Raw genomic sequence first — 12,609 nt, 5'->3', positions numbered from 1 at the left:
AACTTTACACACGCGGTCATGAGAAATATATTTTCACAAAAAGAATTCTAAGACAAATCTAAATTGTTTTTTTAACGTTTTACCTAACGTTTCATGGTTGCTTGTAGTGGGTATTGCGGGGATTAACTGTCAACGATTCAAAAAGTAACACAGGGAGAAAGGATTGTTAATTAGTGACTAGCACTTCGTGTTTTACCTTATTTTCCATTTCCTTTTTGTCATTTCTTTTATTGTTAGCCTTTTAGTCGGACGCAGTTTTGTTTTCTCTGATTCAAATTGTTGATTTGCAACTCCAATAAACCAAATACCAAAATCGCCCATATGCCCATATAAATCTCGATCTATACTATATTTATGACAAATTTCCATGACGTCTATCTTCTCAACTAATTCTATAATATTTTTGTGTCGAACTGGTGAATACCAATGAATATTCGGTTTATTATCCCATTCTGCATAGTTGATGATTAATATTTCTGCATTTTCGAAATCATTCTTAGTAGGCTTATTTTCTTGATTAATCCTTGTACTTGCAATAAGATTGTACCCATATTCTGTATCATGGATTGCTTCCAAGACAACTGCTCCTCCGTAATTTCCATTTTCGAGTTTGAAAACCAAACAATCGCCTTTTTCAAAAGCAGGCTGCCGAATTATTTTCTTTTTCCTTGCTTCCGCTTTAGGTCGCTCTTCTTGAAGGTTTAAAAGAAATCTTTGAAGAATATCCTTTCGCTTCTTAATCTCTTTTTCAGGAGCCTCAAGCCGCCTCCAGACTTCAAGGTCATTGCCTGATTCTATTATTTCCCTTATTCGGAGAAATAAATCTTTCTCTAGTTGCTTACATTCCCATTGGGCTTTGGCTAATGCAAACCAAAAATTATTACTCTCTTCAAGATCATCAATTATTTCTTGGTTTTCTCTGATTAGTTTTACTGATATTTCAGCGACTTCAAGCCCATCATTGTATAAATCAAAAAACTCACTGTAAATGTCGGCATAAGTATCATTTGATGATATTGCAACTCCCCAAGTTCCCATAATTTAGTTATATATTTTTTATACTTTCTAATTTTTCACTTCACTATCAACTTAGATTGTTGATTTGTCACTAACTTGATCGTTACCGCTATAAAATGACGTTGTCTCTTATTCTCGGGAACAGCTGACGATATGCATGAAAGCAAAGATATTGATAATAATTGTCATGAAGAATATCTTGTCCTCATTCTCTGAAAGAATATTACAGTCTAGTTCTCTTGAAAGTATTGAGGCTTGGGAATAAATATTCCTTCGCTACTCTCAGAAAAAAATGTTCGGCAGAGCGAAGCAGAGCCAATGACATATGACTGTAAATGTTTTATATTCCTTAATAAGATAAATTCAGTAAAAACAAATATATCTAAATAATAAGAAAGGGATACTCTAAGCGAGTATCCCTTTCAAAAAAAGTATAGTTAGATAGGTGTTATCTTACTTTCCATTTACTCTGAAACGTTCATTACCGTTCTTAATGAAGTCTACTATTTGATTGGCTGCAGCAATACCGGCATTGATATTTGCTTCTTCGGTTTGCGCACCCGATTTTTTAGGTGTAGAGAAATATCTTCCTGCAAATTTTTCTGTCATTTCAGCATGATTGCCGGGAAGTACGTCTGTTACATATTTGAAATCTTTACGTTCTTCCATTACCTTCACTATCGAAGCTTCATCTACTACTTCTTTACGAGCAGTATTAAGCAGTAATGCATTTTTAGGCATTTTGCTAATCAACGCATAGTTAATAGAATTAGCAGTTTCTTCTGTAGCAGGCATATGCAAAGATACGTACTGACATGTAGTGTATAATTCTTCAGCAGAACCAACAGCTTTTACGCCTTCTTTTTCGATAGCTTCTTTAGACAAGAACGGATCGAAAGCATAAACTTCCATACCAAAGCCTTTGGCTATACGAGCAACATTGCGTCCTACATTTCCATAAGCATGGATTCCCAATTTTTTACCTAGAAGCTCTGTTCCCGACGTACCTTTAAAGAAATTGCGGATGGCATATACAGCAAGACCAAACACCAACTCTGCAACAGCGTTCGCATTCTGCCCCGGCGTATTCATAACACATATATTGTTTGCTGTGGCAGCTTCCAAATCAATATTATCATAACCGGCTCCTGCACGTACAACAATCTTTAGATTCTTAGCAGCATCCAATACTTCCTTATCGAAAATATCGCTACGAATAATTGCAGCATCAACATCGGCTACCGCATCTAGCAATTGTTTCTTCTCTGTGTACTTTTCGAGCAAAACCAATTCAAATCCGGCTTTCTCTACAACTTCTCTGATTCCAGTTACAGCCTCAGCAGCAAATGGTTTGTCTGTAGCAATAAGTACTTTCATTATTTAGCTATTTTCTTTTCAAATTCTTTCATTGCATCCACCAATGCCTGAACACCTTCGATAGGCATAGCATTGTAAATAGATGCACGGAAACCACCAACAGAGCGGTGTCCTTTTAGTTCACACAATCCACGTTCTTTCGCAAATTCTAAGAATGCTGCTTCATTTCCTTCATATTCGGAAGTCATCACAAAACATACATTCATCAACGAACGGTCTTCAACCTGACATGTACCTTTAAACACGGAGCTGCGATCTATTTCGTTATATAGCAATGCAGCCTTTTCTTTGTTGCGTTTATACATTGCATCAAGACCTCCATTCGCTTTCAACCATCTCAATGTTTGCATTGCAGCATATACAGGAACAACAGGAGGTGTATTGAACATCGAACCGTTTTCGATATGCGTACGATAATCCAACATTGTTGGGATAGGGCGATTTACCTTTCCTAATATTTCATCTTTTACGATAACGAAAGTCACTCCCGATGGAGCCAGATTTTTCTGAGCACCACCATATATCAAAGCATATTTTGATATATCTACCGGACGAGAGAAAATGTCTGACGACATATCTGCAACCAACGGCACCGGAGAATCGAGATCGGTATGTATCTCTGTTCCGAAAATCGTATTATTGGTAGTGATGTGGAAATAATCCGCATCGGTAGGAATTGTATAATCTTTTGGGATATAAGTATAGTTTGCAGCTTTAGATGATGCCACTTCAACTACTTCACCAAACAGTTTAGCTTCTTTCTGAGCTTTACTTGCCCACGTCCCCGTATTCAAATATGCCGCTTTTCTTTCTAGTAAATTAAAAGGTACCATGCAAAATTGCAAACTTGCACCTCCTCCAAGGAAAAGCACCGAGTAGCCCGACGGAATTTCTAATAATTCCTTAAACAGTTCAACTGTTTCGTCCATTACAGCCTGAAAATCCTTGCTCCTGTGGCTTACCTCCATTAAAGAAAAAGAAGAACCATTAAAATCCAGAATAGCTTTTGCTGTCTCCTCCATTGTTTGTTGGGGAAGGATTGATGGCCCTGCACTAAAATTATATTTCTTCATTTTATATATTAAATTAGGGAATTAAGAACTCTTCAATATTAATTTTTGGACTTCAAAATTACTAATTATATATGAAATACTGTGATTAAGAATGACTTTTATTGATTTTAATTTCAAGAATCTAGCAAAATGCTTTTTGTATCAGGGGTATTTGGATTTTTTACATATTATGATACTTTTAGCTATTGTTTTTATATATTTGCATATAGCAAAAAGTAAGATAAGATTGCATTTCCTTAATTGATTTTTAACCTTATAATCCATTCAATTTAAACAGCATGGCCCTAATAAAACCGTTTAAAGGAATAAGACCACCCAAAAGTATTGTTGAGCAAATAGCCTCACGCCCCTACGACGTTTTAAGCTCTCTGGAAGCTCGACTCGAAGCAGAAGGAAACGAAAAATCTCTTTACCGCATCATAAAGCCGGAGATAGATTTTGTAGAAATAATCGACGAACATCACCCAGATGTATATCAACGTGCAGTACAGAATTTCAACAAGTTTCAGGAAAAGGGTTGGTTGGAGCAAGATACTGAAGAGTACTACTATGTATATGCGCAAACCATGAATGGAAAAACTCAATATGGGTTGGTAGTATGTTCTCATGTAGATGATTATATGAATGGAAAGATAAAAAAGCACGAACTCACACGCAGAGATAAGGAAGAAGATCGCATGAAACATGTACGTGTGAACAATGCGAATATAGAGCCTGTATTTTTTGCCTACCCTGACAATAAAGACTTGGATAAGATAATAACAAATACAATATCTACTCCGCCTGAATATGACTTTGAAGCAACAGACGGTGTAGGGCATCATTTCTGGGTAATAAAAGATCAAGAGGACATACAACAAATAACGGATATATTTGCAACTATACCTTACCTGTATATAGCCGACGGACACCATCGCTCAGCAGCGGCAGCATTGGTTGGAGCAGAAAAAGCAAGATTAAACCCTCACCATAAGGGGGACGAAGAGTATAACTACTTTATGGCTGTTTGCTTTCCCGACAACCAGCTCAATATAATAGACTACAACCGTCTGGTAAAAGACCTGAATGGATTGAGTGTTTACGAATTTCTCAAAAAACTAGAAGCACATTTTATTGTAGAAGAAAAGGGGGATGAAATTGAAAAGCCTACCGCTTTACATAATTTCTCCATCTATCTTGACGGCAAATGCTATAGCCTGACTGCAAAAGAAGATACTTACGACGACAACGACCCTATAGGCGTCCTGGATGTGACTATCTCTTCGAAGTATATATTGGACAAAATTTTAGGCATAAAGGATTTGCGTTCCGATCAGCGTATCGATTTCGTAGGAGGAATTAGAGGATTGGACGAACTGAAAAAACGTGTAGATAGCGGTGAGATGAAGCTGGCACTGGCCTTATACCCTGTCACCATGAAGCAACTGATGGACATTGCTGACTCGGGCAACATCATGCCACCAAAAACAACATGGTTTGAACCTAAACTACGGTCAGGACTTGTTATCCACAAGCTGGAATAATATATCTTTTCTTTAAAACAGAAACAAGAAAAACTAAAAATAAGCCGATGTTGCAGAACTCTACAACATCGGCGTTCTTTATTTGTTATATAAAAAGGTATATTTGTCAATTATACAATTTAACACCACCACAGAATTATGATAATAAAACATTTTACAGACAACGATCTGTACAAATTTTCTGTCATGCTAGCTATCCAAAAGCTATATCCGTGGGCATACGTCAAATATGCTTTCACGAACCGAGGGAAGACTCAATTCCCTGAAGGATTCGCCGAACGGATGAAAGAAGAAGTAGCATCTATGGCTAACTTGCAATTAACCGCCGAAGAGAAAAAATTTATAAAGGCCAAATGTTATTTTTTCGATCCTGTATTTGTAGACTTTCTTGAAGGATTCAGATATAAACCGGAGGAAGTGACCATCACTCAAGAAGGAGGAGACCTCTGGGTAGTAATAGAGGGCTATTGGTACAGAACTGTACTTTGGGAAGTTCCGCTGCTGGCAATTATCTCCGAGCTTTATTTCCAGATGACAGGAGCTACCCCGCAAAATGTAGAAGAAAATGCAATCATAAAAGCAAAAGCCCTGAAAGAAATGGAAGCCGATTATTCCGAATTTGGTACTCGCAGACGTTTTTCTTTCGACGTAGAAGATAAAGTTATCGGAGCGCTTCAGGCTCATTCGGGAAAGTACTTCAAAGGGACGAGCAATGTATATTTTGCGATGAAACACAATACGATTCCGATTGGTACAATGCCGCACGAATGGTTTATGTTTCATGGCGCAATATTCGGTTATCGGTCGGCAAATATCAAGGGATTGGAAGCATGGGTAGAAGTCTACGACGGCAGTCTGGGTATTGCATTGACAGATACATACACTACCGATTCTTTTTTCAATTCGTTCAGCCTCAAACAGGCTAAACTATTTGACGGAGTACGCCACGATAGCGGAGACCCTCTTGTTTTTGCAGACAAGGCTATCTCTTTTTATCAACAAAACCGCATAGACGCCACTTCCAAAACATTAGTATTCAGCGACTCGCTAAACCTAGACACAGTTAAGGAAATAAAAGATCATGTTGCCGGACGTATACACGACACATATGGTATCGGTACATTCTTTTCGAACGATGTAGGATCTAAAGCGTTGAATATCGTTATCAAACTAACGGATGTAAAACTACATAAGAAAGATGCGAACTTCATGAAAGCCGTAAAACTTTCGGATGTAGCAGGAAAGCATACCGGAGATCCGAGAGAAATAGATTTAAGCATAAAAACATTAGGACTGGAATAATAAACAAATAATATATGTCTAAGCTATTTAGTAATTTATCGATACGTAATCTTACTCTCAAAAATAGGATTATCATGTCTCCCATGTGTCAATATTCGGCGCATGACGGTTTCGCTACCGATTGGCACTTTGTCCATTATGCCAGTAGAGCTATAGGCGGTGTAGCAGCCGTTATACAGGAAGCAACTGCCGTTTGTCCCGAAGGTCGAATTTCGTATGGAGATTTGGGTATATGGAAAGACGAGCATATATCAAAACTCAAGGAAATAGTAACAGCAATCGAAGAAAACGGCTCTATACCGGGAATACAACTGGCTCATGCCGGGCGTAAAGCAAGCTGCGAGTTGGGATGGAAAGGTGGAGAGCAAATAAAAGAAGGCGAAAATAGTTGGCAGACTGTAGCACCCTCCCCTATCTCTTTTTATGAGACGGATAATACTCCGGCAGAATTAACAGAGGTCGAGATCGAAAAAATAATATATGATTTCGCTCTCGCTGCGCAACGTTCGATAATAGCGGGATATAAGATAATAGAGATACATGCGGCTCATGGATACCTTATCCATCAGTTCTTATCTCCTCTTACCAACCAAAGAAAAGATCAATATGGTGGTACATTTGAGAATAGAATTCGATTGTTAATTAAAATAGTGGATGCTGTACGGTCATTATTGGATGAAGACCACTCGTTATGGGTAAGAATATCTGCTACCGACTGGGTAGAAAATGGTTGGAATCCGGAAGAGTCTACACAATTAGCATCGTTATTGAAAGATAAAGGAGTAGATGTTATCGATGTATCATCCGGAGGTAATCTACCGCACGTAAAAATACCTGTAGGAAAAAATTATCAAGTACCTTTTGCCAAAGAAATAAAAAGCCGGGTAGGAATACTTACAGGAGCTGTAGGGCTTATTACTGAATCCAATCAGGCAGAGGAGATTTTACAAAAGGAGGAGGCCGATCTTATTTTTATCGGCAGAGAATTATTAAGAGACCCTTATTTTGCGCTTCATGCAGCAAAATCGTTGGGAGATGATCTAAAATGGCCTCTTCAATACGAAAGAGCAAAGTAAAAGTATAGAATTAAGCGGCTGTAATGGAAAGGATGACACCCCCCTTTTCATTACAGCCGCTTCTCTTTATTCTTCCATCAAATCGAGGACTCTATCATATCCCCATTTTTCGGCAACTTCATCATCGGAAGTGAATCTATTTTGCCATTTAAAGTCGACAACTTCAATACGCTTCGATGCAGAACCATCCCATTCCACAGTAAAGCCCTGATTCTTGAGTTGGGCGACAATTTTGTTACCTATCAATATAGCTTCCTTGTCATTCTTCTCTTTTTCTCCATAGAAGCCGATACTTAGCACTCCGGTTTGTATTACACGTTCCAAATCCTGCCCGTGATAATAACAATATCCGATAGGTTTTACCCCATTATCTTCCAGGTCTTGCCATACATCCTGCACATCATATATAGCTTCAGATTGTGTATATCCGGCATTGTGCAACGCTACAATTTTCTCTTTACAAAGATTATCGAAAACGGTATGCAGCTTATCCGTGTCAGTAGGGCGTTGCCATGTTTTACTTTCAGATTCATTTTTCGCATACTCCTTGCCAAAAATATCCCGAATCCACTCTTCAGAGATTTCGCTTTCCCAGCCTTCATCTTCTACAGCTTCAATAGCCTCTGTAATAATATCTTCTAAAGATTCAAATCCTGATTTTATACTAATAAGGAAATGATCATAGAGATACTTTTCATTTTCTGTCATAGTGTAAAAAAAAATTAAGACACTTCCCATCCTTCAGAAACAAAAGAATGTGTACTTGTTTAGTTAGGTATCAATTATTTAAAGTTAATATCAATTCTAGTCCAATCTCATAATATTAGCGCCCAGCTGATTAAGACGCACGTCGATATTCTGATATCCACGGTCTATCTGCTCTATATTGTGTATTGTACTTTTTCCATCGGCACACATAGCGGCAATAAGCAAAGCTATACCGGCACGGATGTCCGGTGAAGTCATCGTTGTGGCACGCATAGGACGTTTTCCTGTACCGATTACCGTTGCACGGTGCGGATCGCAAAGTATTATCTGTGCTCCCATATCGATAAGTTTATCCACAAAGAACAAACGGCTCTCAAACATTTTCTGATGTATCAACACACTCCCCTTAGCCTGAGTAGCCACAACAAGAAGCACACTGATTAGGTCGGGAGTCAACCCCGGCCATGGAGCATCAGCAATAGTAAGAATCGACCCGTCGATAAATGTATCTATAGTATATTCTTTCTGTGCAGGAATATATATATCATCTCCTCTGCGCTCCAATTGGATACCCAAACGGCTGAATGTATCGGGGATGATACCCAAATCATCGTAAGCTACATCTTTTATTGTAACTTCCGATCCTGTGATAGCTGCCATACCTATAAAACTACCGATCTCGATCATATCGGGCAATATACGATGCTTTGCAGCACCTAAAGATGTGACTCCTTCGATACGCAATAGGTTAGATCCCTGCCCATCTATCTTGGCCCCCATCTTGGTAAGCAAACGGCAAAGTTGTTGTATATATGGTTCGCAGGCTGCATTATAGATTGTAGTTTCGCCTTCGGCTAATACCGCTGCCATAACAATATTGGCTGTACCGGTAACAGATGCCTCATCGAGAAGCATATATGTACCTTTCAGCTTTTCGGCTGATATATTATATATCTGTTCTGCGTCGTTGTAATTAAATTCAGCTCCTAGTTTTTGTATCCCCACAAAGTGAGTATCGAGACGACGACGACCAATTTTATCTCCTCCAGGCTTAGGCAGAATAGCCCTGCCAAAACGAGCTACAAGAGGCCCTATAATCATCACCGAGCCACGCAGAGAGGCACTTCTCTTCAAGAACTCGGGTGTTTGCAGATAGTCTATATTTACATTTTCGGCCTTGAATGACCAGGTATCTTCTGCCAACCTTTTGGTTTCGACACCCATGTCGCTCAATAGACGTATCAGGTTGTTTACATCCAGAATATCCGGAATATTTTCTATAATAACTTCCTCTGCGGTAAGTAATGTCGCACAAATAACCTGTAACGCTTCATTCTTTGCTCCTTGTGGAATAATTTCTCCACTCAAGCGACAACCTCCCTCTATTATAAATGATGCCATGTTTTTAGCTAATATAATTTTTTAATAAATTCTAACTTCGGGTTCAAGCTCGATACCAAATTTATCGCTCACTGCCCCCTGCACTTCTTTCATAAAACTGACGATGTTGTTTCCATCGGTTGTGCCATAATTGACTATAATAAGCGGCTGATTAGGATATGTCCCTACATCGCCTATTCTTTTTCCTTTATATCCTGCTTTGTCAATAAGAAATGCGGCTGATGTTTTTACCAACCCATCTTTATACGGAAAAACAGGCAGAGTCGGATATTCCAGTAAAATCTTATCCGCAGCCTCTTTTGTTATATACGGATTCTTAAAGAAACTTCCGGCGTTTGGCAGTACCCTTTCATCCGGTAATTTTCTTTGACGGACACGTATAACAGCATTACGTACATCCTCAACAGTAGGTTCTTCTATTTCTTCCAGCTCCTTATTCAGGTCTGCGTATTTGGGAGTGTAAACGAAAGAACGTTTCAGGTGGATAACAACGGATACTATCAAATATTTATTTGTCCTTTTGAAGATACTGTCACGATATCCGAACTCACATTCAGCGTTCGAAAACGAAACAATCTTCCCTGTTTCCATATCTATTGCAACAACTTCTCGTATCACATCTTTTACTTCAGCCCCATAAGCCCCTATGTTTTGTATAGGTGCTGCACCTACTGTACCGGGAATCAGCGAAAGATTTTCGAGCCCCACGAAACCACGTTCAACACAATAAGCGACGAGTTCATCCCAGTTTTCGGAAGCATTGACTTCCAGAAACACATCATCGTCTTCGTCATCATCGTCTGATATTTCACGAAGCCCTTTGATATGGGGATAAATCACCAGTCCATCAAAGTCTTTGGTAAAAAACAGGTTGCAACCGCCACCTATTATCAGCTTTTTTTCGTCCGGGTAATCAGATAAACACTTGCGAAGCTCTTCGATTGTAGTGGGCTTGCAAAAAATCTTTGCTTGAGCTTCTGTTTTTAATGAATTGTAATCTTTTAATTGGGTTTGCCTATAATAGTCCATTTCAGGAATTATTGATTCTACATAAATCCGGTATCAACGCTTTCGCTTCAACCAGAAAATTAATATACCCAGTACGACAACAATTCCAAGAACAATGAGAACTGTCTGCCAATGGGTCATGATGAATTTGATGATAAATATTAAAGCTATTACAGCAAGAATAATACCGACTATTTGCAAAACTCTGCGGATTGTCTGCTTTCTTTTGGCGGTCTTTTCCTCTTCGCTTATATCGAGGGAGTCGTCCTCTTCGCTTTTCACATCTTCAAAAGGAACGTAACCTTTTTCAACTTCTTCCGAAATAGATTCGATTTCCTCAAAGTCTACATCTTCAGTCTGAACCAACGTTTCTTCTTCACCCTCGTATATCTCCATCGGAATATCATCAGGGTTGATATAGCTATCTTCTACCGCTGACTCTTCGTTTTGATCCAACGGCAATTGATTTTCTGCACTAGTCGGCTCAACAATCTGAGGTGTAAACTTACCGGCTTGCGCCCTTTCGGCATCAGCAAGACGGATGATTGTATCCACACGTGATGAAGCCACTTTTGTGTCAAAGTCTCCGCTCTCAACCATAGATATTAACTCGTCTTCTATAGCCGGATATTTGATCATAAAAGACTTCAAAGCATTCGCGAAATCACGAAAGCGTTGTATCTTTTCTATTTTTGTCTTCACTTCTTCCCCGTTTCCTGAGGATAGGTCAAGCACTTTATCTGCCAATATAGATTTTAGGCGCTCCATAAATAATTAATCAGAAATATATTTATCTGTTTCCGTACATTTGTTCGTAATACTTCATATAGTCGCCCGAAGTAACTTCTTCAACCCAAGTTTGATTGTCGAGATACCAATATATTGTTTTCACAATACCTTTATCGAAGGTCGTCTCAGGCAACCATCCCAGTTCGTTCGATATTTTAGCAGGGTCAATAGCATAACGTTGGTCATGTCCCTGACGGTCTTTCACAAAAGAGATGAGATTGTCGTTGATCCAACTTATATCAATACTTCCATCAGCGGCCACCTCTTTTTTCTTCAATACGTCACGATACTTAGGCTCCTTCTCCATAATATCGTGTATTGTTTTTATTACCAGTTTAACGATCTCTATATTTTTTCGTTCGTTATGCCCTCCTATATTGTACACTTCGCCCACACGTCCTTTGTGCAGAACAATATCGATAGCCTTACAATGGTCGTCCACGTATAGCCAATCTCGCACATTGCTACCATCGCCATATACCGGAAGTTGCTGTCCTGCCAGAATATTGCGTATAATCAGAGGAATAAGCTTTTCAGGAAAATGGAATGGCCCGTAATTATTCGAACAGCGAGTTATATTAATCGGCATCTTATAAGTTTCGCCATAAGCTTTTACAATCAGGTCGCCACCTGTTTTTGCTGCACTATAAGGAGAGCGCGGATCTAAAGGAGTTTCTTCTGTAAAGTAACCTTCTTCGCCTAACGATCCGTATACTTCATCTGTAGATACCTGCAAAAATTTTACCCCTTCGCGCCAAATCGGATAATTATTTTCATCTTTGCCTATAGTCCAAAACTTTCTCGCTGTATCCAACAAATTCTGAGTGCCAAGAATATTCACCTGTAAAAATAATTGAGGATTCTCGATACTTCGATCAACATGACTCTCTGCCGCAAAGTTGACAACAAAGTCTATCTGATGATCCGAAAAAACTTTCTCTGTAATATTTTTATCACAGATATCTCCCTTTACGAATGTTACGCGGGAGTCTTTCAACTCCTCAGCCAGAGTTCCAAGATTTCCGGCGTATGTAAGTGCATCAAATATAACGAGTTTTGCTTCGGGATGTGTCGCCAACATGCGTTTCACAAAATTCGAGCCTATAAATCCGGCTCCGCCTGTGATCAAGTATGTCATTGTTTTATATTCTTATTTATTATTCATCACAAAAATAAGAAAAAAACAATATTAAAAACATTCGAGACCGTATTATATGAGGTAAATTTATTTATCTCAATCCTTCTATTTTGAAAAACTGTCACGTTTATGTTATATTTTTTAACAAATAGACATTTTTTTCATATATTTGTGGCATCCATAAATCAAAATCCATT

General features: G+C 38.7%; 11 protein-coding genes. 3 read left to right on the top strand and 8 right to left on the bottom strand.

Translation table 11 applies throughout. The features are described from left to right. Window positions 1–192: 192 nt before the first annotated feature. The 3 genes from PKC55_RS01055 to serC form a co-directional block, all read right to left on the bottom strand. On the bottom strand, window positions 193–1,038 hold the full coding sequence (locus tag PKC55_RS01055) for a hypothetical protein (protein WP_291128746.1): 846 nt from the start codon (window positions 1,036–1,038) through the stop codon (window positions 193–195). Between the two features lie 432 nt (window positions 1,039–1,470). Further along, window positions 1,471–2,394 (bottom strand): NAD(P)-dependent oxidoreductase, encoded by a 924-nt coding sequence (locus PKC55_RS01050; RefSeq protein WP_283685922.1) that lies wholly within the window; start codon window positions 2,392–2,394, stop codon window positions 1,471–1,473. After that, entirely contained in the window at window positions 2,394–3,467 is a 1,074-nt protein-coding gene (gene serC, locus PKC55_RS01045) for a 3-phosphoserine/phosphohydroxythreonine transaminase (RefSeq protein ID WP_135104870.1), read from the bottom strand. Before serC ends, PKC55_RS01050 begins: the two co-directional genes overlap by 1 nt. Window positions 3,468–3,745: 278 nt before the next feature. Between serC and PKC55_RS01040 the strand changes: the two genes are divergently transcribed. The 3 genes from PKC55_RS01040 to PKC55_RS01030 all read left to right on the top strand — a co-directional run bounded on the left by PKC55_RS01040 (window position 3,746) and on the right by PKC55_RS01030 (window position 7,368). Then, complete coding sequence (locus PKC55_RS01040) at window positions 3,746–4,990, top strand: DUF1015 domain-containing protein (RefSeq protein WP_324371473.1); 1,245 nt, start codon at window positions 3,746–3,748, stop codon at window positions 4,988–4,990. Window positions 4,991–5,128: 138 nt separating this feature from the next. Next, window positions 5,129–6,292 (top strand): nicotinate phosphoribosyltransferase, encoded by a 1,164-nt coding sequence (gene pncB, locus PKC55_RS01035; protein WP_291123990.1) that lies wholly within the window; start codon window positions 5,129–5,131, stop codon window positions 6,290–6,292. A 14-nt stretch (window positions 6,293–6,306) separates the two neighbouring features. Further along, entirely contained in the window at window positions 6,307–7,368 is a 1,062-nt protein-coding gene (locus tag PKC55_RS01030) for an NADH:flavin oxidoreductase/NADH oxidase (protein WP_291123992.1), read from the top strand. 66 nt (window positions 7,369–7,434) lie between these two features. On the opposite strand, the gene PKC55_RS01025 is transcribed toward PKC55_RS01030, so the two are convergent. The 5 genes from PKC55_RS01025 to rfbB all read right to left on the bottom strand — a co-directional run bounded on the left by PKC55_RS01025 (window position 7,435) and on the right by rfbB (window position 12,412). Continuing rightward, window positions 7,435–8,076 (bottom strand): DUF6891 domain-containing protein, encoded by a 642-nt coding sequence (locus PKC55_RS01025; RefSeq protein WP_252638651.1) that lies wholly within the window; start codon window positions 8,074–8,076, stop codon window positions 7,435–7,437. A gap of 96 nt (window positions 8,077–8,172) precedes the next feature. Further along, a complete protein-coding gene (murA, locus tag PKC55_RS01020; protein WP_291028769.1) occupies window positions 8,173–9,477 on the bottom strand; it encodes a UDP-N-acetylglucosamine 1-carboxyvinyltransferase in 1,305 nt (434 codons plus the stop codon). A 21-nt stretch (window positions 9,478–9,498) separates the two neighbouring features. Further along, entirely contained in the window at window positions 9,499–10,506 is a 1,008-nt protein-coding gene (gene murB, locus PKC55_RS01015) for a UDP-N-acetylmuramate dehydrogenase (RefSeq protein WP_291123994.1), read from the bottom strand. A 33-nt stretch (window positions 10,507–10,539) separates the two neighbouring features. Next, complete coding sequence (locus PKC55_RS01010) at window positions 10,540–11,253, bottom strand: hypothetical protein (RefSeq protein ID WP_324371466.1); 714 nt, start codon at window positions 11,251–11,253, stop codon at window positions 10,540–10,542. A 22-nt stretch (window positions 11,254–11,275) separates the two neighbouring features. Beyond that, complete coding sequence (rfbB, locus tag PKC55_RS01005; RefSeq protein WP_291123996.1) at window positions 11,276–12,412, bottom strand: dTDP-glucose 4,6-dehydratase; 1,137 nt, start codon at window positions 12,410–12,412, stop codon at window positions 11,276–11,278. Window positions 12,413–12,609 lie beyond the last annotated feature (197 nt).

It is taken from the genome of Dysgonomonas sp. (assembly GCF_035323175.1).
Classification (GTDB): Bacteria; Bacteroidota; Bacteroidia; order Bacteroidales; family Dysgonomonadaceae; genus Dysgonomonas.
Note: the sequence above shows the minus strand (reverse complement) of the source record. Positions and strands in the feature narration are given on the sequence as shown.

Bases quoted from the DNA above. Each gene is read 5' to 3' on its own strand.
- PKC55_RS01025 (WP_252638651.1), bottom strand. From the start codon at position 8,076: ATGACAGAAAATGAAAAGTATCTCTATGATCATTTCCTTATTAGTATA.
- pncB (WP_291123990.1), top strand. From the start codon at position 5,129: ATGATAATAAAACATTTTACAGACAACGATCTGTACAAATTTTCTGTC.
- serC (WP_135104870.1), bottom strand. From the start codon at position 3,467: ATGAAGAAATATAATTTTAGTGCAGGGCCATCAATCCTTCCCCAACAA.
- PKC55_RS01055 (WP_291128746.1), bottom strand. From the start codon at position 1,038: ATGGGAACTTGGGGAGTTGCAATATCATCAAATGATACTTATGCCGAC.
- PKC55_RS01030 (WP_291123992.1), top strand. From the start codon at position 6,307: ATGTCTAAGCTATTTAGTAATTTATCGATACGTAATCTTACTCTCAAA.
- PKC55_RS01010 (WP_324371466.1), bottom strand. From the start codon at position 11,253: ATGGAGCGCCTAAAATCTATATTGGCAGATAAAGTGCTTGACCTATCC.
- murA (WP_291028769.1), bottom strand. From the start codon at position 9,477: ATGGCATCATTTATAATAGAGGGAGGTTGTCGCTTGAGTGGAGAAATT.
- murB (WP_291123994.1), bottom strand. From the start codon at position 10,506: ATGGACTATTATAGGCAAACCCAATTAAAAGATTACAATTCATTAAAA.
- rfbB (WP_291123996.1), bottom strand. From the start codon at position 12,412: ATGACATACTTGATCACAGGCGGAGCCGGATTTATAGGCTCGAATTTT.
- PKC55_RS01040 (WP_324371473.1), top strand. From the start codon at position 3,746: ATGGCCCTAATAAAACCGTTTAAAGGAATAAGACCACCCAAAAGTATT.
- PKC55_RS01050 (WP_283685922.1), bottom strand. From the start codon at position 2,394: ATGAAAGTACTTATTGCTACAGACAAACCATTTGCTGCTGAGGCTGTA.